This window comes from Listeria swaminathanii (genome assembly GCF_014229645.1).
Lineage (GTDB): Bacteria > Bacillota > Bacilli > Lactobacillales > Listeriaceae > Listeria > Listeria swaminathanii.
This window is the reverse complement of record NZ_JAATOD010000002.1, coordinates 288,474-307,582: the sequence shown is the minus strand read 5'-3', so window position 1 is coordinate 307,582 and position 19,109 is coordinate 288,474. Positions and strand designations below refer to the sequence as shown.

Genomic DNA, 19,109 nt, shown 5'->3' with positions numbered 1-19,109 from the left:
AGTATAAGGGAGGGGAAAGTAGATGGAACAGAATTGTAAGGAATTAATTACTTATCTGCTCTTGAATCGGCAAGTGAATCTTAGAAATGTTTCCAAAAATTTTAAGGTATCAAAAGAAGCAATTAGCGCACAGATTACACAAATAAACCATCTACTAAAGTCAGAACCAATTTTGATTGACCATGACATGATTTTTGTTACAGATGTATGTAGGGAAGCTTGTTACCGGCTTTTAACGGCAGAAGAACAACAGCTGTTTTCGTTTTATGAGGTAAATATTCGTCGCAAACTAATTATGATTAAATTACTGCTTCACAATCATTACATGTCACTCGGCGCGCTTGCGGAATACGTTTATGTAAGTAAAAATACGATGTTAACAGATGTGAAAAGTATTAAGGAAAGCTTGCATGAATTTGAAATACAACTAGATTACTCGCGAAAAGATGGTTATGCAGTTTCCGGTTCAGAATTCTTGATTCGTAATTTACTAGCGGAACTCATTCGCGAAGTCGTGCAGACCCCGTACGGAAAATTCGTACTTGATGAAAAGAAGCTTATTACAGTTAGCGAAGTCTTTTTGCTAAAGAAACGGCTCGAAAAAGTCGAAAGTAAACTCCAAATTACATTTACAGATGAACAAATGGAGGAATTGCCCTATATCCTCCACGGCATCATCAAACGGTCCAACGTAACAAATAAAAAATGGACATTTAAAATTGAAATGTATGACATCAAAAATACCCGCGAGTTCCCGATAATGAAAGAAATGTTTTGGGGTTACGACTTTTTAAGTGAAAATGATTTGCTGTACTTATCGTTACAAGTACTCGCTTCGAACCTAGTCGAGTCGGCACTTCATTTCTCAGACAGTGAAGAAATTGCCTACGCAGTCGATGAGTTCATCCGCTTACTTGAAATGTATTTTGCGACTGAAATCATGAAGAAAAACGAATTTAAAGAAAAAGTGATTTTACATGTCAGACCAGCAATTTACCGGACAATTTTAGGATTTCAAATCAATAATCCGCTTAAAAAACAATTTATCAAAGAATACACCCCAACATTCAACATTGTAGAAAAAGCCTCTAAACCTTTTGAAAAACTGGTTGGCCGTAAGTGGTCGGAAGAAGAAATTGTGTATCTTTCGATGATAGTTCTTGGATGGATGTATCAAATCGAGGAAACGGAACAGCCGATATTCCGCGCAGTCGTCCTTTGTAAAAGTGGTACATCCATTTCCAAATTACTGTTAGAAAACTTGAAAATGATGTTTCCGAATATTGATTTTCAAGGAGCTTATGCGGTGCGGCAATTAAATACGGTCGCGCGTGATATCGATTTTATTTTTACAACCGTTCCAGTCCAAAGTAATGCCACCATTTTTGTGATCCCGTCGATTTTAAGTAAAGATAGCCGACAAATCCTTAGAGAACAAGTCGACAAGGCCATCGAAATGGACAGTCATAAAAAAACCAAAGAACTACTTGCCATGCTAAAAGATGAAATTCCGGAAGAAAATATTCGCTTAGTGCAAGCAAAAGTAGAATCGTTTTTTAGCAAAAAAGAGCAGCCCGTGGAGAAAAAAGAGCCTGAACAAATGAGGATTACCGAAGAACAGATTCATTTTTTAGAAACTCCGCTTGAGTGGGAGAGGCTGGTTTCGGCGGCATTTTCACCAATGCTAGAACGCGGAACAGTGGATACTTGTTACATTCATACTTGCGAAGAAATCTTCTATCAAAATTATGAGCAGATGATGATTGGTCCGAATATTTACTTGCCACATGCCAAACCGGCGAATGGCGTAATCAAGCAAGATATTCAGTTGATGATAATGAAAGCGGACACAAGGACACCCGGGAACAAAGCGGTCAAAATCATGATTGCCCTAGCTCCATCCGAACAAAACAAGCACATACCACTATTACTAAAATTGAACGAAATTTTCTTGCAGCCAGAGAGATTAGCGGAACTTCTCGCTTCTACTAACAAAAAGAAAATCGTTGAAATCCTTGAAAGGGGGTGAGCGTCGCGTGGATTACCATGATTTGTTTCAAAAAGAGTTAACCCTGATAAATTCAAGATACGAGAGTCAGGCAGAACTTTTTGAATACACGAGCAATATATTAGAGAAAGAGCAGTATGTAGAGCCAACTTTTAGAGAAGCGGTAACAAGCCGAGAAGTAGTTTTTCCTACTGGACTCGAGATGAATGGCATCAAAATCGCAATTCCTCATACAGATACAATTTATGTAAAACGGCCTTTTGTACTCGTAAATAAACTTTCTACACCGATTCCTTTTGTTCAAATGGGAACGGTAGATAAGTGGATTGATGTCGAAGTAATTTTCATGTTAGGAATCAAAAATCCCCAAGATCAAGTTCCACTGCTTTCAAGTATCATGGAAAAATTTATGGAAGCAGACTTTGTGGAACAAATAAAAGAAATAAATGATAGCAATACTTTATGTGATTTCCTAAAAAAACAATTTGGAGAGTGATTACAATGAAAAAAGTTATCGTAGCATGTGGATCAGGAGTGGCAACAAGTCAAACAGTCGCATCAAAAGTAGAACGTATTTTAAAAGAAAAGGGAGTTCGCGCGACAGTTGAAGCAGTAGATATTAAGTCACTTGAACAACATATTAAAACAAGTGATGTATATGTGGCGATTACAAAAGCAAACAAAGAATTTGATATTCCCACATTAAATGGTATTGCTTTCTTAACTGGCATGGGCATGGACGAAGAAACAGAAAAATTACTGAACGCCTTAAAATAAAAATAAACAGATAAAATAGGGAGCGTGAAAAAATGGAGTCATTACAATCAGTTATACAGTTTATTTTGAACCTTGGAGCTGCCGTTTTTGTTCCAGCACTGATGATTATTATTGGGCTAATCGTACGAATGAAAGTGAGAGACGCAGTAAGTGCGGGGATTATTTTAGGGGTCGCTTTCCTTGGGATGAACATCGTTATCGGCTTTATGATTGAAGCTTTAACACCAGCTGCACAAGGACTTGCAGAGAGAACCGGGATTAATTTAAGCATTCTAGACGGAGGCTGGACGTCGATGGCAACACTTGCTTGGGCGTGGCCATTTGCCTTCTTGATGTTCCCGCTACAGCTTGGTATTAACGCCATTATGCTTGTTATTAATAAAACGAAAACCTTGAATGTCGATTTATGGAACGTTTGGGGAAAAATTTTAACAGCGGTACTTATTATTGGCGTAACACAAAATGTTTACTTGGCATTTATTGTTGCCGGAATTCAAATTGTTACGGAACTAATTCTATGTGATGCCAACCAACGTCAAATTCAAGAATTAAATGGGATTCCTGGTGTAACCGTTTCTCACGGTATGATGATTTTCTGTATTTTCTTAATGCCAATTGACTGGTTACTGAAGAAAATTCCAGCACTACGTAAAGATATGGATGCCAATGCATTAAAAGATAAAATTGGTATTTTTGCCGAAAACCATGTGATGGGCTTTATTATCGGTGGACTTCTAGGGATTGCAGCTGGTTATGATGTAGCGAAAACGTTGATGTTAGCCATGCAAGCTGCTGCGGCATTAACACTATTCCCGATGGTTGCGAAACTATTTATGCAAGCTTTATCCCCACTATCTGATGGTATTTCTGAATTCATGAAACGTAAATTTAAAAATCGTGAATTGTTCATTGGGCTAGATTGGCCGATTTTAGCAGGATGTAGTGAAGTATGGGTAGCTATCGTTCTTATGGTTCCAGTTACGCTTATCTTCGCGCTAATTTTACCAGGAAATGGCGTTTTACCATTTGCCGGAATATTAAATATTTCGTTATGCGCACCAGCACTTATCGTAACAGGCGGAAACTTGATTCGTATGATTATCCTCGGAACAATAACAACACCAATTTTCTTATATGTATCAACTTTCTTCGCAGGATCGATTACAGACTTAGCGCATTCAACAGGCGCGATTTCGCTTAAAGCTGGACAACAAATTACTTGGAGTACGCTTGAGTATCCAGTGTTCCGTTATGTTTTTGCAGAAGCAGCACAGTTCACTATTTTAGGACTTATTTTTGTCGCGATTTGGGTACTATTACTAGTATTCTACGTGAAAATGATGAAAAAACGAACTATTGAACTAGAAAAAGCTAGCTCTTAAGAAATAGGAGTGATGAGATGATTTACACGATAACATTAAATCCAGCTATTGACCGGTTGCTTTTCATTAATGGAGAGTTGGAAAAAAGGAAGACTAATCGAGTCAAAAAAACAGAATTTGATTGCGGGGGAAAGGGGCTTCATGTTTCGGGCGTGCTATCGAAATTCGGAATTAAAAATGAAGCACTTGGAATTGCGGGATCAGACAATCTCGACAAACTATATGCCATTCTAAAAGAAAAACATATCAACCATGATTTCCTTGTAGAAGCTGGAACTTCGACAAGAGAATGCTTCGTCGTCTTGAGTGATGACACGAATGGCAGCACCATGATACCAGAAGCTGGTTTTACCGTAAGTCAGACCAACAAAGTGAACCTTTTAAAACAAATCGCTAAAAAAGTTAAAAAAGAGGACATGGTGGTGATTGCTGGATCTCCGCCTCCTCATTATACATTATCTGATTTTAAAGAACTACTAAGAACTGTCAAAGCGACAGGCGCGTTTCTCGGATGCGATAATTCCGGTGATTATTTAAACTTAGCCGTCGAAATGGGCGTCGATTTCATTAAACCAAATGAAGACGAGGTGCTTGCCATTTTAGATGAAAAGACGAATTCACTGGAAGAAAACATTCGCACTTTAGCCAAGAAAATTCCCTATCTAGTCGTTTCGCTTGGAGCAAAAGGATCAATGTGCGCACATAATGGCAAATTGTATCAAGTTATTCCGCCAAAAGTGCAGGAACGCAATGATACAGGGGCTGGCGATGTGTTTGTCGGTGCATTTATCGCAGGACTTGCAATGAATATGCCGATTACAGAAACGTTAAAAGTCGCGACAGGTTGCTCAGCCAGCAAAGTCATGCAAAAAGATAGTTCAAGCTTTGATTTAGAAGCTGCTGGAAAATTAAAGAATCAAGTAAGTATTATACAATTGGAGGAGAGATAGTATGTTATACCAAAAAGAACGTGAAGATTTAGCCAAAATAGTGAAGACGATGTTTGACCGCTTTGAAACAAATGCTGCTGGAGGAAATGTAAGTGTGCGCATGAATAGCGAACATATTATTATGACACCAACACTTATGAGTCAAGCAAAACTTTGCGATCTTTCCCCATATGAAATCCTTGTAGTGGATAACAATAATGAAGTCGTAGAAGGAGACGGAAGAGTTACAAGAGAAATTAACTTACACCGCGCTTGCTACGTAGAAAATCCAAAAATTGGCTGTGTACTTCATGCTCATCCAAAAGAATCAATGTTATTCGCAACGCTTGGTATGGAACTGCCGAACTTAACAGAAGCAACACAAAAAATCGGCCAAATTCCAACACTCGAATTTGCACCAGCGACTAGTCCAGAACTTGCTGAAATCGTTCGTAAGCATGTTATCGAGCTAGGTGAAAAAGCAGTTCCAAGTGCAAGTCTATTAAATAAACATGGAATTGTTGTGTTAGACACTTCGCTCCATAAAGCATACGATATGCTAGAACGGATTGAATATAATGCCTATATTGCGGAAAAAGCTTTAGTATTCGATGCTTTAGGTATTAAAAAATTAGCTCATGACCACGAATTAAACTACAATTTGGAGGAGTAACCAATGGAAAAATTCCTTTTTAATGCAACGTTATTTGCCAGTGCTTTATTACTAATGGTCGGTATTTTTAGAAGTTCTATTCCAATTACCGCCATCTCACTCGTGTTAGCAGTCGTTTCGCAACATTTCTTTCGGAAAAAATATCCTAAACAAACTCGTAGCTATCGTGAAATAATCGCGGCAAAGCAGAAAAAAGGATGAAAAAAGGGATGAAAATCTAAAACTAGATTTTCATCCCTTTTTGTTATAGTTGGGAACGTTGTGATTTTTTCGGTCGAACGTATAAGCCAAGTTTTTCTTGTTCCCTTGTTAAAGAAACGAATAAGGAAACAATCATTAAGAGAATAACAATCGAAAACGGAAAGGCTGCTATGATTGACGCATTTTGAAGAGCTGTTAATCCGCCTGCGTAAAGTAGCACACTCGCAATTCCTGCTTGTAAAAGTCCCCAAGTCACTTTGACGGAGTTCGGTGGGTTTAAAGAGCCGCCAGTTGTTTGCATGCCGAGAACAAATGTGGCAGAATCCGCTGAAGTTATAAAGAAGACAGCAATTAAAATCATCGCGACAATTGATAACACCATTCCAGCCGGAAACTCATTAAATACCCCAAAGAGTACTTGTTCTGTCGCTAAATTTGAAAGCGCAGAGTTTGTATGTTGTTCGACAAAAATCGCTGAGCCGCCAAATACAGCAAACCAGAACACACTGACTAAAGAGGGAAGAACGATAACTCCGAGCAAAAATTGGCGAATGGTTCTACCGCGTGAAATTCGCGCAATGAATATCCCGACAAACGGCGACCAGGAAAGCCACCAAGCCCAGTAAAAAATAGTCCATGAGTCAATCCATTTTCGAGCATCAGGCGCATCAGGTGCGGTCTGGAAGCTCATTTGGATAATATTTTGCAAGTAACCACCAAACGAATTGGTGAAATTATTCATAATGAAAAGTGTAGGACCGAGAATGAGCGTTAAAACTAGCAACACCCCAGCCACATAAATATTTACATTACTCAACAGCTGAATCCCTTTATCAAGTCCAGACATTGCCGATAACATAAATAAAATAGTAACAATGACAATAATCGTAAATTGAACTGTAAAATTGTTTGGAACGCCAAATAAGTAAGTAAGCCCACCATTAATTTGTTGTGCGCCAAGGCCAAGCGTGGTTGCAACCCCGATAACCGTCGCAAAAACAGCGATAATATCAATCAGTTGACCAATCGGGCCTTTTGTATGCTTCCCTAAAATTGGATAAAGAGTGGAGCTTATTAAACCAGGCGCATTTTTTCTGAATTTAAAGTAAGCAAGTGCTAGAGCTACAATCGCATAAATCGACCAAGCGGAAATGCCCCAATGAAAGAAAGAATAACGAAGCGCGTCTTTCATGGCAGCTTGTGTACCAACTTCCCCGCCCGGAGCTTGAACAGCATAGTGAGATAATGGCTCAGCAGCACCCCAGAAAACAAGGCCAATCCCCATTCCTGCACTAAATAACATGGCGAACCAAGATTTATTGCTATACCCCGGTTCTTCGCCAGGCTTTCCGAGTCGAATCGTGCCAATCGGGCTTAAAACTAAAAATAAGCAGAAGATAATAATAATCGCGACAACGATTAAATAGTACCAACCGAAATTACTCGTTAGAAATTTTTGGATATTTGTTGTAAGTGTCTCAAATTGCTCTGGCAAAAAAGCGCCAAATAAAACAGCTAAGAGAACTAAAAAACCTGCTCCCCAAAAGACATTCGTTAATTTTTTCATTACATCACTTCCCTTTATATTCTATGTATGTATTTCCCCATGTTAGCACAAAGGTAACATCTATTTAATAGTAACAAAAAAAGTAGTGCTCTGACAAATCAAGTAGGGCACTTATTTTGAAATATAAACAAAAAAACTGGAACACCCGTGAGCATTCCAGCTAGTTTTATAATGTTTTTTTCGCGTTAGCCAGTGCAACTTTGATTTGATCAAAGCCAGTTCCACCATAAGAATTTCTCTTTTGGACGGCAGTTTTGGAAGAAAGCACATCATAAATATCTTCTTCTATAAGTGGGTTGATTGCTTGATAATGACTCAGCGCCACATCTTGCAAATAAATCCCATTTTGCGTACATTCTAGCACCAATTTCCCAACGATTTCATGCGCTTCTCTAAAAGGAACGCCTTTTTTCGCCAAGTAATCTGCCAGTTCAGTCGCATTCGAAAAATCTTTTTGGGTAGATTTTTCCATTATTTCCGTACGGACCTTCATCGTTTCAATCATCCCGGCAAATATATCTAAGCTCGTCTGGACTGTCTCGAGCGTATCAAACATGCCTTCTTTATCTTCTTGTAAGTCTTTGTTATACGCAAGCGGCAGTCCTTTTAAAACCGTTAACATGCCGAAAAGGTTTCCATACACTCGGCCGGTTTTCCCGCGAATTAACTCAGCCATATCTGGATTTTTCTTTTGCGGCATAATCGAACTCCCAGTGGAAAATGCATCCGTCAACTCCACAAACTGAAATTCATGGCTCGTCCAAAGTATCAGTTCCTCGCAAAAACGCGATAAATGCATCATTAGAAGAGAACTATTACTAAGAAATTCAATGATAAAATCACGATCGCTCACGCCGTCCAAACTATTTTCATAAACAGCAGAAAAGCCAAGCAATTCGGCGCTATAAGCCCGGTCAATTGGAAAAGTTGTTCCAGCCAGCGCAGCAGAACCAAGTGGCGAAATATCAATCCGTTTGACACTCTCTTCTAAACGCTCTAAATCCCGTGTGAACATTCCAAAATAAGCAAGTAAATGATGAGCAAAAGATATGGGCTGGGCGTGTTGTAAATGCGTGTAACCAGGCATAATCGTTTCAACATGCAACTCTGCTTTTTGAACGAGCACCACGCGCAAATGTTTTAATGATTGGATGATTTCTGCTACGGCTTGTTTTAAATATAAATGCATGTCAGTCGCGACCTGGTCATTCCGACTCCGCGCCGTATGAAGTTTCCCAGCGACAGGTCCGATTTCCTCGTGCAACAACTTTTCAATATTCAAATGGATATCTTCATTCACCGTGCTAAATTCCAGTTCACCAAGCGCTAATTTTTCTTGGAGGATTTTCAGACCGGCCGTAATTTCTGCTGCTTCTGAATCCGGAATAATGCCACATTTGGCAAGCATAGCGACATGTGCCAAACTTCCCGTTAAGTCTTCCTTTGCCATTTTTTGGTCAAAAGAAATCGAAGCGCCAAACTCATCAATCCAGGCCTCACTTTTTCCTTGAAAACGGCCACCCCATAATTTTTCCATTTTTTACACCTCAGTCGTTATCGTAACTTTTGAATTGACTTCTGCGCTCACTTTCGTTGGTAGTCCCCAAAGCTTGATGAAACCAACCGCTGCATCTTGATCAAATGTATCGGAAGAAGTATAGGTCGCTAAGTTTTCATCGTAAAGCGAATTTGGAGATTTTCTTCCTTCAACAATGGCATGCCCTTTAAATAATTTCACCCGGATTGTCCCGTTAACGAATTTTTGGGTTGATTTTAAGAATGCTACTAATGCTTCTGTTAAAGGTGAGAACCATAGGCCATTGTAAATTGTTTCACTGATTTTTTGTTCGATGATTGGTTTGAAATGCGCAATTTCCCGAACGAAAGTTAAATCTTCCAGTTCTTTATGTGCAGTTATTAAAGTGACTGCAGCGGGGCATTCATAGACTTCACGTGATTTAATACCGACTAACCGATTTTCGATATGGTCAATTCTGCCGACACCGTGTTTGCCGGCGATTTCGTTTAAAGTAAGGATTAAATTAGCCAGACTCATATTTTCTCCATTAAGGGAAATCGGAATACCAGCATCAAACGTAATTTCAATAATATCAGCCGTGTCAGGTGTATCTTCTAAGCTCACTGTTAAGTCGTAAGCTGCTTCTGGCGGCGTTGTCCATGGGTTTTCCAGCACGCCACATTCGTTACTTCTGCCCCAAAGGTTTTGATCAATCGAGAAGGGGTTATCTAAATCAATCGGAACGGGGATGTTATGTTCTTTGGCGTAATTGATTTCTTCTTCTCTAGACCATTTCCAATCGCGGACAGGGGAAACGACTTTTAAATCAGGTGCAAGAGCATGGATTGCTACTTCAAAACGCACTTGGTCATTTCCTTTACCAGTACAACCATGAGCGATAGCAGAGGCGCCTTCTTGACGAGCCACTTCTACTAATTTTTTCGCGATTAACGGACGGCTTAACGCGGAAATGAGCGGATACTTTCCTTCATAATAAGCATGGGCTTGAAGGGCGATTAACGCAAAGTCCTCGGCAAATTCTTCTTTTGCATCAATTGTATAGGACTCGCTTGCTCCAACCGTAATGGCTTTTTCTTTAATAAAATCCAAATTTTTCCCTTCACCAACATCTAAACAACATGCGATAACTTCATAACCTGATTCTACTAACCACTGAATTGCAACCGAAGTATCTAACCCACCTGAGTAAGCTAAAACGATTTTTTCTTTCGCCATTGTAAACATCCCCTATTCATAAATATACAAACATTTGTATTTATATTAACACTGATGTATTTAGATATCAACCTTTTTATTTTTATTTATTCATAATTATGCTTAAAAATACATTTTGAAATAAAAATAATCATTTCAAATAGTAATAAATTGGTTCCTGTTCATAAAACTGCTATACTTGTTATTGAAGTTATATTGAAGGAGTTGAGCGAATGTGAAAAATACAATAAAATGGATTGCCATTGGTTTTGCTGGGATCATTCTACTTCCATTATTAATCGTTTTCTTTATTTACAAAAAAGCGGTTGGGAAAAAAGAATATAATCCTGAGGTACTTGAGAATTTAGATGAAGCTTCACAGGAATTTGTGAAAAACACTTCACCATTATCCGACGTAGATTCGCGATATAAATATATGAGACTAGCGACAAAAGCATTGCCATCTGCAAAAGCTATCGAAATTGGCGATGTTGAAAATAAAAAAATTGATGGCCCGGCTGGCAAAATTCCGATTCGGATTTACACGCCAGAAGAAGACGGACCTTTCGAAATTATCGTTTACTATCATGGTGGCGGATTTGTTTTAGGTGGACTGCAAACACATGATGCGATTGCAAGAAAACTCGTACAAACAACCGGTGCTCGTGTAGTCACTGTTGACTACCGACTTGCTCCAGAAAATCCTTTCCCAGCAGCAGTGGAAGATGCTTATGCGGCGCTACTTTGGGTACAAAATCATCGTACTAGTTTACGAGCTAAATCCTCTGACATTATCGTTGCGGGAGATAGCGTAGGCGGAAACTTAGCGACTGTTGTTACACAAATCGCTAAAGCAAAAGGAAAACCAAATATCACCGCTCAAATTTTACTATATCCAGCAACGGATATTTTCAGTCGTGATGCATCGGTTCTTTATCCGTCAATGGATGAATTTGCAGAAGGCTACGTACTTACAAAAGAATCATTAGATAAATTCTTTAAATTATACATTGCAAATGCAAGTGATCGTAAATATGATCCACTCGTTGCGCCAATTCGTAGCAAGGACTTAGTCGGCCTACCGAAAACATTCCTTGCGACTGCTGAATTTGATCCACTAAGAGATCAAGGGGAAGCATACGCGAAGAAATTAAAAGATGCCGGCGTAGAAGTATTTGCGAAACGTTTTGAAAAAGTCCCTCATGGCTTTATGACAACCAGCTCTTCAGCTACAGATGAAACATATGAACTGATTAGCGAGTTTTTAGAAGAAAAATAAAACCTGGAATCCACTCTTTTACTAGAGTGGTTTTTTTTATTGACAAAGAAATTTTTTCGTGAGAGAATGACTTACGAACGGTCGTCAGTTTTTCGCGAGAGGAGTGAAGAGATGAGAAAAGAAGAAATCAAACAAGCCGCATTGACACTTTTTGCCCATAATGGTTTTGAAGGTACGTCACTTGCTGATATTGCAGGGGTGGTGGGGCTAAAGAAGCAATCCATCTATTCTCATTTTAAAGATAAAGATGATTTGTTTTTATCGATTATGAAGGACGCGAAATCGACAGAGATAGATTACTATAGAGCGCAACTTCGGGAAAGTGACTTATCTAGACCAGAGCTTGTTTTGTCTAGTTTACTTTTTGGGGTGAAGGAATTATATGATACCGATGAGGCTTATCAATTTTGGCTAAGATATGGGTTTTATCCACCGAAGCATTTATACGATATTGTCCAAGCCTACATTACCGAGAATGTGTTAGAAATGGAAAAAGAGTTTACAGCATTATTTAGCGATTGGATGAAGCAAAAATTAATTCCGATGCAAGACGTGGAAACGATGAAAGAAGCGTACATGGGAATTCTTGATGCAGTCATCGTTGACATTGTTTACGTGAACGACCCAGAAAGAACGGAAAAGAAAATCACGGCTTTATGGCAAATTTACTGGAGAGGAATTACGCTAAAAGCTCTGAATTAGAGGTGTAACATGGCAAAAAATATTGAAATTTTAGAAACAGACTCAGTGAAAAAAATTTATTTTAGATATTTAGTCCCTTCGTTGGTGGGGATGTTATTAATGTCTTTGAACATCGTGATTGATGGGATTTTTGTTGGGCATAAGCTAGGCGGGGTGGCACTTGCTGGGATAAATATTGCCGTACCAGTATTTACTATTTTTACGGCGATTTCTATCTGGATTGGTATTGGTGCAGCAACCCAGTTTTCCTTTGCGATTGGAGAAAAGAATGTCGCGAAAGCACAAACGATTTTCACCAATGCAATTTTAGCAGTTGTTTCGCTTACGATTATTATTGGAATTATTGCGTTTATTTTTAAAGAACCATTAGCTTATTTTTTAGGTGCGAATGACGATACGATTGGTTATGTGCTGGAATATATGAATATACTACTTATTTTCGGATTTGCGCTGACACTGGAAAATATTTTAAGTATTTTTGTACGTAATGATGGCGATCCTAATTTATCAATGATCGCGCTTATTGTGACGGCGATTAGTAATGTTATTTTGAACTATTTATTTTTATTTGTGTTCGAATGGGGTGTAACCGGTTCTGCTTTAGCAACGATGCTGGCGATTATTATCGGTGTATTTATCCTAATTACCCATTTCTTCAAAAAATCGAGCCGCTTGAAATTTGTAAAAGTGGACTGGAATAAAGCCTTTTTCAAAAAAACATTATCGATTGGTTTGCCGAGCTTTTTAGCAGAAGTTGGCGTATCGGTTTTCACGCTCGGTTATAATATTTCGATTGCGGCGATTGCTGGAACTGCTGGGGTCGCGGCGTTCTCCGTGTTGAATTATACGCATAGTGTGATTTTGATGCTGTTCCTTGGTATGGGCTCGGCGATTCAGCCACTTATTAGTTATTATCGGGGCGCGAAAGCAAGACAAAAAGAGCTGGAAACGTTGAAAATCGCGATTATCGTTGCATTTAGCACCGGTGTTGGTTTTTTACTCGTTGGATTATTGGGTTCCAATTTACTCGTTTCGATGTTCGGGAACTTTAGCCCGGAAATTAGAGAGTTAGCAAGTAACGGAATCAAATTATTCTATACGGCTTACCTATTTATGGGCTTCAACTTTGTGATGATGACATACTTCCAAACATCAGACAAAGTAAAAATGGCGACATGGATTACGATTTCGCGTGAGATTATTTTCATGGTAATTTTCTTATTAGTCTTACCGCCAATCATTGGTATTCCAGGTGTTTGGCTAGCAATTCCAATTTCAGAGATGATTGTAGCCGCTTCTATTGTGTTCTATATGAAGAAAAAACATATTCTATTTAAATAAAAGAAGACGAAGATATAGCCTATCTTCGTCTTTTTTAGGAAATTAAGACTAAAAATAGACTTAAAAAAGCGATATGGAGAAGAGTTTTCCTTTTTAAAGATTAGTTGATTTTGAATGGTAAAATAATAATCTACGTTTCCATTTTTGCGTAGGACAAGTTTTAAAAGGGAATGTGTAGCGAATGTTTGCGGATTTGATAAGGGAAAGAATCCAAAAGCCTTGTTGTTTTATTGACGGAATTAGGTTGCATGTGGGAGCAAACTAAAAAGTAATAAAACGTCGGTATTAGGTGAAATTTGGGAATTCGAGGGAATGTTCTTACTTCACCTATGCTGACAAACAAAAATTCCATAACGATAATTATGGCAAATTAGTGAAATTTTTTTCAGATTAACTAAAAAGAAACATATATAACAAAACGTTTTAGGTCAAAGAGCAATTACGCTTTTTTTGATCTAAAACGTTTTGTATGTAAGGGCTAGCGTTTCAGGGCTTGAGTGAAAATAAGCTGATTGAACGAACTTTTTTAGGAAGTGCGAATGTGAAAGTGAAAAAGTAGTTGAAAAAGATGGTTGTTTTCCATTTTGAAATGTTTATAATTAAGAGGAAAATATTGAAAAAACGGCGGTGACATCATGAACTTAATCGGTTTGCGAATTAAAAATATTCGTAAAGAGAAACAGCTGACATTAAAAGACGTAGCGCAAGGAATTATTTCTGTTCCTTATTTAGCAAATATAGAAAACGGCATTAAAGTTGCCTCTATGGAAACATTGATACACATAGCAAAAAGGCTAGAAATACCAGAAGAAGTATTGTTGATGAGCGAAGATGAGGCAAATAAAGCACTTTTGAAAGAATTGGATGAGATTTTTGAACTATTGGTTTTCTCTAATCCGATAGAAATGGAAAGCAGATTAAAGAAAATAGCTGAAAAGGTAGATTTACGATTCGAATCGCCAGCTATCGAACTTAGCTTTTATTGTTTACAGATGGCGTTTTATTATAAGACGTGGGAATTTTCTAAAGCGGAAGAAGTGGAAGCTAAGTATTTAAAGGGCACAGAAAAACGCGCAGCAGATGCTTTCTCGCGGCAATTGCTTTCCTACTACTATTACGGCCAGGCGGTAAAACATTCTCATGCCACCTGTGATTATCAGTTAGCAGTACAATACTGGGAAAAATGTGTCGATATAACGGAAAATAAAGATTTTCATGCTGTTTTTCATGTGTGCATTTGTATTAATTATATTTGCCAAAGCATTTACGAACCAGCACTTGGACACATCCAGCAAGCGTGGGATTTGATAAAGGATGAAGAACAGGAACGGTTTGTATCTATTCTCTATTTCTACGGCTATATTTATTTTCAAATTGGTTTTATGACAGAGGCAAAAAGCAGATTTGAACAAACGCTGCATTACTTTTCCAAATACCCAGAAGCTAAAAAGATCTATTATTTTGTCGTTCAATTAAAAATGGCAGAAATTGAAAATATCGAAGGAAATGAAACGCTATTTCAGGAGAAAATAACCAATTTATATGAAGAACTAATGGCCTATGAAACGACCAATACGAGCTTTAACAACAATGATTATCTTGTCATAACAGAATTGATGGTCATTTTCGCGGAAAAAGGATTTGTTGAGGAAGCAACTTCATTGATGGGGCTGATGAACAAAGTAATTGAGCGCGTGAAAGAACTGAATTATTTTATGGAATACACCGAAACATTGTTGTTATATCACCAAGATGAGCAAGGAAGTTACGAAGAGAAAATGCTAAAATTACTGAAAAAAATTGATGCGTCGAATGACCCGGTATTAATTGAGCGAGTGAAAAAACATGCAAGTAAACATTTTGCTAAATCAACAAAATATAAAATGGCATACGATATTTTGTCATAACCCTAAAAACAGCTGGTTACTATACTGGCTGTTTTCTTTTGCTTTTTTGCGGGTATTTAAGGATGTTAGGTTCTGGAAAAAGGAGGGAAGAGCATGCGAAAAAAATTGATAGGTAGTTTTTTCATTCTACTCGTGTTACTTATTATTGGAAGTACTTCTGAAAAAGTGCAAGCTTCTCCAACATCTCCAAACGGATGGCAATTAAAATGGGCTATTAAAAATAGTGATTTTGAAGATGTTGATATCGCGGACTATGGTCAAAATGCTGGTACAACAAATGTTTGGATGGTTAATCAAGACGGTGTAGACGCATGGGGAACTACTAATCCAACTGGAAATATAGAAGTGTGGCAAAATGGTAATGGGTATAATGTGCCTGCTTTTTCTGGAAATAATTTTATTGAATTAAATTCGGATGGTATTGGGCCGGTTTATCAGGATATTCGGACAATCCCGGGTTCGAATTTAACATGGAAGTTTTCACATCGTGGTCGTAATGGGGTAGACACAGCTGATTTGCTTATTGGATCGCCTGAAAGTCAAGCGGAAGTAGTAAGAGTTTCTGATGGGGAAACATGGGGAAGTTTTGAAGGGAATTATACAGTTCCTGCTGGACAAACTATCACAAGGCTAACTTTTAATCCTATTTCAACTGCAAACGGCTCGCTTACTAGCGGAAATTTTTTAGATGATGTTCAGTTATATATTAATGTAAATGGCGCGAAAATTGGAGATGTTGTCTGGTACGATTTTAATGGTGATGGTATTCAGCAAGATAGCGAAGAACCTGCCCCAGGGGTAAAAGTGGATTTATTAACTAAAGATGGCGTGCTAAAACAAAGTACGACAACGAATAATATCGGCTCTTATTTATTCACAGATGTTTTGCCGGGGGACTATCAAGTGAAATTTACGATACCAGATAATAATTTCATTTTTTCAAAAGCAAATCAAGGAAATAACCCGGCTATTAATTCCAAACCAGACAAAACAGGCATTGCTAAAGTTAATGTGCCTAATTTAAAAAGTGAGAATTTTGATATTGATGCGGGAATAACAACTAACGGTAAAGTAGAAATTCAAAAATTTTCTGGAGATAAAGCACTGAGTGGAGCCGTATATACAATTAAAGATAAATCTCAATCAGAAGTAGCAAAAATAACAACCAATCAAAATGGCACTGGAACCGCAGAAGGTCTGCCACCAGGGAATTACACAGCAACAGAAGTTACGGCACCCCTTGGTTATCAGAAAAACACAACACCGAAAAAATTTACTATCACATACGGCGATACAAATCCAGTCAAACTTACTTTTCAAAACACAGAGAAAATGGGAGCAATTAACATTTTTAAACAAGATGAATCAAATAAAACAGGTTTAGCAAATGCAGTTTTCGAGGTTAGGGCAACAGATGGAACGACATTAAAAAAAGGAACTACAAATAATAGCGGTTATGCACTTGTCGGAAACTTGCTACCCGGAACTTATGTCATAACGGAAATAGCCGCACCATCTGGCTATGAAAAATCAACCAAAGAAATTCGCGTGACGATACCGTTTAATCCGCAAGCGACTATTAATGTTACTTTTAGCGATAAAAAAATAATAGTACCACCAAAACCGAGCCCAGCAAACGGAAGTACATCGGTGAAGCTAATCGACAAAGCGGCAGATACTAAAGCCTTACCACAAACCGGTGATAGTTCAGATAGCGTAACAATTTTTACAGGACTTCTTACCATCATAGCTAGCGCGTTATTTATGTATAGAAGGTATTAAAGATAAAAAAGATTCCAAGGTTAGAAATAACCTTGGAATCTTTTTTTGATGCGGCCGAGAGGACTTGAACCTCCACGGGTTTTACCCCACTAGGCCCTCAACCTAGCGCGTCTGCCGATTCCGCCACGACCGCGTATGTGTAGCAAAATTAATTATAATATTGAAGCCTTTATTTTGTCAACAAATTCAGCATGGATAATTGGGAAAAGTAAGCGTATTCTTGTATAATGGAGGATACGAGTTTTATAGGAGGGAGAGCTGATTATGGATGTGACGCAATTAAAAATGTTGCGTGATGCGAAAGTGGTTTCAGAAATAAAAAAAGGTTTTTCTATCGATAAGAAATATCAGGTGGATGAAACCTATCTTGTACGTGTTTTTCCAAAAGAGTTACTCCAAAAACGAAAGCAAGAATTTGAAATAATCCAAGCGTTAGGTTTTCAAACTCCATTTGTTCCACGAGCATATGATTTTGGCTGTACCGGCGGAGAAGGCTATATGATTATTGGTTATGTGCGTGGTGAAGATGCGGAAAATGGCATGATTAGCTTATCCCATTCTGAACAGTTTAAGGCTGGTTTTTTAGCAGGGAAACTTTTACGGGAAATCCATGAAATTCCTTTAGTTGTACCGGAAATGGATTGGTTTAATTTTCAAACAGCCAAATTCAAACGAAAAGTGCAAGAACTAAAAAAATTAGAACTCTCAGCTCCTTTTTTGATAGAAACCGAAAAATTTGTTCATGAGAATCTAGCTAGATTAAAAAATAGACCAATTTGTTTACAACATGGCGATTTTCATCCGGCAAATATTATTTTAGCTGATAAAAAATTTGCTGGGCTTATTGATTTTAATCGACTAGAGTTTGGTGATCCGTTATTTGACTTAGCTAAAATCGGCTTTTTTACAACGGAGGTTAGTATACCTTTTGCACAAGCCAACATTTTAGGCTATATTGAAAAGGAGCAACTGACAGATTTTTGGGAGCTTTACGCACTTTATGCGGCGATGCATCTTCTTGCGGCTGTTAGTTGGGCGGCGGGAGACGAGTCACGTAATTTAGACAAGTTAATGAATTATGCAGCGAAGACGGCAGCTAGTCATGATAATTTTCAGAGGCTGGTGCCATACTGGATGAACGAGGAGGAATTCAAATGACTGAGAAGAAAATTGATTTTAAAAAAGAAGAAAAGAAATTTTATGCGCCAAAACGGAAACCCGAGCGTATTTTTGTGCCAGAGATGAATTTTTTGATGGTGGATGGTAAAGGGGATCCAGCCGGCGAGGAATACCAAAAGGCGGTGCAGTCGCTTTATACGATTGCTTATACGATTAAAATGAGTAAGATGGGCGAGACGCGTCTAGCTGGTTACACGGATTTTGTTGTGCCGCCGCTGGAAGGTTATTGGTGGTCAGAGGGCATGTTTGACTTGCAGGACCGGGACGCTTGGCTTTGGACGTCACTTCTTAGACAACCAGACTTTGTTACGGAAGAAGTTTTGGAGTGGGCGAAAGAAATTGCTAACAAGAAAAAGCCTGATGTCGATACGAGTCGAGTAAGATTGGTTCGTTTTGAAGAAGGGGAATGTGTGCAAATGATGCATATTGGACCGTTTAGTGAAGAAGTGAAAACAGTGGCGGAAATGCATCAATTTATGGAAACGGAAGGGCTTCATAATGATACCGGAGCCGTTCGGAAGCATCATGAAATTTATTTGAGTGATCCGCGGAAAGCTGACCCAGAAAAAATGAAGACAATTTTGCGTCTTCCAGTGAGTTGAATATTAGGAATGTTTTGCGTTATAGTATAGAAGAAATAGGACTAAG

Annotated in this window: 17 protein-coding genes and 1 tRNA gene; 14 read left to right on the top strand and 4 right to left on the bottom strand. The window is 38.3% G+C overall.

Going from position 1 to position 19,109, the window contains the following annotated elements; genetic code table 11:
- Positions 1-22 precede the first annotated feature (22 nt).
- Genes HCX62_RS08700 through HCX62_RS08670 form a run of 7 tightly spaced genes read left to right on the top strand, consistent with a single transcriptional unit; the run spans position 23 to position 5,970 of the window.
- Positions 23-2,029, top strand: a complete 2,007-nt coding sequence (locus tag HCX62_RS08700) for a BglG family transcription antiterminator (RefSeq protein WP_185638499.1) — start codon at positions 23-25, stop codon at positions 2,027-2,029.
- A gap of 7 nt (positions 2,030-2,036) precedes the next feature.
- The gene (locus HCX62_RS08695) at positions 2,037-2,504 is read left to right on the top strand and encodes a PTS sugar transporter subunit IIA (protein WP_185638497.1); all 468 of its coding nucleotides are present in this window, start codon (positions 2,037-2,039) and stop codon (positions 2,502-2,504) included.
- A gap of 5 nt (positions 2,505-2,509) precedes the next feature.
- Positions 2,510-2,785, top strand: a complete 276-nt coding sequence (locus HCX62_RS08690) for a PTS sugar transporter subunit IIB (RefSeq protein ID WP_003722354.1) — start codon at positions 2,510-2,512, stop codon at positions 2,783-2,785.
- Between the two features lie 32 nt (positions 2,786-2,817).
- Entirely contained in the window at positions 2,818-4,167 is a 1,350-nt protein-coding gene (locus HCX62_RS08685; protein WP_185638495.1) for a PTS galactitol transporter subunit IIC, read from the top strand.
- 17 nt (positions 4,168-4,184) lie between these two features.
- Positions 4,185-5,117 carry a 1-phosphofructokinase gene (locus HCX62_RS08680; protein ID WP_185638493.1) on the top strand — a complete coding sequence of 311 codons (933 nt, stop codon included), beginning with the start codon at positions 4,185-4,187 and terminating at the stop codon, positions 5,115-5,117.
- 1 nt (position 5,118) lies between these two features.
- Positions 5,119-5,769 carry a class II aldolase/adducin family protein gene (locus HCX62_RS08675; protein ID WP_185638491.1) on the top strand — a complete coding sequence of 217 codons (651 nt, stop codon included), beginning with the start codon at positions 5,119-5,121 and terminating at the stop codon, positions 5,767-5,769.
- A gap of 3 nt (positions 5,770-5,772) precedes the next feature.
- A complete protein-coding gene (locus HCX62_RS08670; RefSeq protein ID WP_008948403.1) occupies positions 5,773-5,970 on the top strand; it encodes a hypothetical protein in 198 nt (65 codons plus the stop codon).
- A 43-nt stretch (positions 5,971-6,013) separates the two neighbouring features.
- Here HCX62_RS08670 and betL read toward each other — a convergent pair whose 3' ends face one another.
- From betL to HCX62_RS08655, 3 genes are all read right to left on the bottom strand, one after another.
- Positions 6,014-7,537 (bottom strand): BCCT family glycine betaine transporter BetL, encoded by a 1,524-nt coding sequence (betL, locus tag HCX62_RS08665; protein ID WP_185638490.1) that lies wholly within the window; start codon positions 7,535-7,537, stop codon positions 6,014-6,016.
- Between the two features lie 166 nt (positions 7,538-7,703).
- A complete protein-coding gene (argH, locus tag HCX62_RS08660) occupies positions 7,704-9,074 on the bottom strand; it encodes an argininosuccinate lyase (protein ID WP_185638488.1) in 1,371 nt (456 codons plus the stop codon).
- A 3-nt stretch (positions 9,075-9,077) separates the two neighbouring features.
- A complete protein-coding gene (locus HCX62_RS08655; protein ID WP_185638486.1) occupies positions 9,078-10,292 on the bottom strand; it encodes an argininosuccinate synthase in 1,215 nt (404 codons plus the stop codon).
- 214 nt (positions 10,293-10,506) lie between these two features.
- On the opposite strand from HCX62_RS08655, the gene HCX62_RS08650 reads away from it, so the two are divergent.
- The 5 genes from HCX62_RS08650 (at position 10,507) to HCX62_RS08630 (ending at position 17,282) form a co-directional block, all read left to right on the top strand.
- On the top strand, positions 10,507-11,550 hold the full coding sequence (locus HCX62_RS08650) for an alpha/beta hydrolase (protein WP_185638485.1): 1,044 nt from the start codon (positions 10,507-10,509) through the stop codon (positions 11,548-11,550).
- Between the two features lie 111 nt (positions 11,551-11,661).
- Positions 11,662-12,252, top strand: a complete 591-nt coding sequence (gene fepR / locus HCX62_RS08645) for an efflux pump transcriptional regulator FepR (protein WP_185638483.1) — start codon at positions 11,662-11,664, stop codon at positions 12,250-12,252.
- Between the two features lie 9 nt (positions 12,253-12,261).
- Positions 12,262-13,593, top strand: coding sequence for a multidrug efflux MATE transporter FepA (gene fepA, locus HCX62_RS08640; RefSeq protein WP_185638481.1), 1,332 nt, complete (start codon positions 12,262-12,264; stop codon positions 13,591-13,593).
- A 635-nt stretch (positions 13,594-14,228) separates the two neighbouring features.
- Positions 14,229-15,500 carry a helix-turn-helix domain-containing protein gene (locus HCX62_RS08635; protein WP_185638479.1) on the top strand — a complete coding sequence of 424 codons (1,272 nt, stop codon included), beginning with the start codon at positions 14,229-14,231 and terminating at the stop codon, positions 15,498-15,500.
- 93 nt (positions 15,501-15,593) lie between these two features.
- The gene (locus HCX62_RS08630; RefSeq protein WP_185638477.1) at positions 15,594-17,282 is read left to right on the top strand and encodes a SpaA isopeptide-forming pilin-related protein; all 1,689 of its coding nucleotides are present in this window, start codon (positions 15,594-15,596) and stop codon (positions 17,280-17,282) included.
- Positions 17,283-17,331: 49 nt separating this feature from the next.
- Here HCX62_RS08630 and HCX62_RS08625 read toward each other — a convergent pair.
- Positions 17,332-17,415, bottom strand: a tRNA-Leu gene (locus tag HCX62_RS08625).
- Between the two features lie 131 nt (positions 17,416-17,546).
- Between HCX62_RS08625 and HCX62_RS08620 the strand changes: the two genes are divergently transcribed.
- Complete coding sequence (locus HCX62_RS08620) at positions 17,547-18,440, top strand: phosphotransferase family protein (protein ID WP_185638475.1); 894 nt, start codon at positions 17,547-17,549, stop codon at positions 18,438-18,440.
- Positions 18,437-19,063, top strand: coding sequence for a GyrI-like domain-containing protein (locus tag HCX62_RS08615; RefSeq protein ID WP_185638473.1), 627 nt, complete (start codon positions 18,437-18,439; stop codon positions 19,061-19,063). The genes HCX62_RS08620 and HCX62_RS08615 overlap by 4 nt, the downstream gene beginning before the upstream one ends.
- Positions 19,064-19,109 lie beyond the last annotated feature (46 nt).

Excerpts from the sequence above, each read along its gene's own strand:
- HCX62_RS08700 (WP_185638499.1), top strand. The coding sequence starts at position 23 with ATGGAACAGAATTGTAAGGAATTAATTACTTATCTGCTCTTGAATCGG.
- HCX62_RS08690 (WP_003722354.1), top strand. The coding sequence starts at position 2,510 with ATGAAAAAAGTTATCGTAGCATGTGGATCAGGAGTGGCAACAAGTCAA.
- HCX62_RS08685 (WP_185638495.1), top strand. The coding sequence starts at position 2,818 with ATGGAGTCATTACAATCAGTTATACAGTTTATTTTGAACCTTGGAGCT.
- HCX62_RS08680 (WP_185638493.1), top strand. The coding sequence starts at position 4,185 with ATGATTTACACGATAACATTAAATCCAGCTATTGACCGGTTGCTTTTC.
- HCX62_RS08675 (WP_185638491.1), top strand. The coding sequence starts at position 5,119 with ATGTTATACCAAAAAGAACGTGAAGATTTAGCCAAAATAGTGAAGACG.
- HCX62_RS08670 (WP_008948403.1), top strand. The coding sequence starts at position 5,773 with ATGGAAAAATTCCTTTTTAATGCAACGTTATTTGCCAGTGCTTTATTA.
- betL (WP_185638490.1), bottom strand. The coding sequence starts at position 7,537 with ATGAAAAAATTAACGAATGTCTTTTGGGGAGCAGGTTTTTTAGTTCTC.
- argH (WP_185638488.1), bottom strand. The coding sequence starts at position 9,074 with ATGGAAAAATTATGGGGTGGCCGTTTTCAAGGAAAAAGTGAGGCCTGG.
- HCX62_RS08655 (WP_185638486.1), bottom strand. The coding sequence starts at position 10,292 with ATGGCGAAAGAAAAAATCGTTTTAGCTTACTCAGGTGGGTTAGATACT.
- fepR (WP_185638483.1), top strand. The coding sequence starts at position 11,662 with ATGAGAAAAGAAGAAATCAAACAAGCCGCATTGACACTTTTTGCCCAT.
- fepA (WP_185638481.1), top strand. The coding sequence starts at position 12,262 with ATGGCAAAAAATATTGAAATTTTAGAAACAGACTCAGTGAAAAAAATT.
- HCX62_RS08635 (WP_185638479.1), top strand. The coding sequence starts at position 14,229 with ATGAACTTAATCGGTTTGCGAATTAAAAATATTCGTAAAGAGAAACAG.
- HCX62_RS08630 (WP_185638477.1), top strand. The coding sequence starts at position 15,594 with ATGCGAAAAAAATTGATAGGTAGTTTTTTCATTCTACTCGTGTTACTT.
- HCX62_RS08620 (WP_185638475.1), top strand. The coding sequence starts at position 17,547 with ATGGATGTGACGCAATTAAAAATGTTGCGTGATGCGAAAGTGGTTTCA.
- HCX62_RS08615 (WP_185638473.1), top strand. The coding sequence starts at position 18,437 with ATGACTGAGAAGAAAATTGATTTTAAAAAAGAAGAAAAGAAATTTTAT.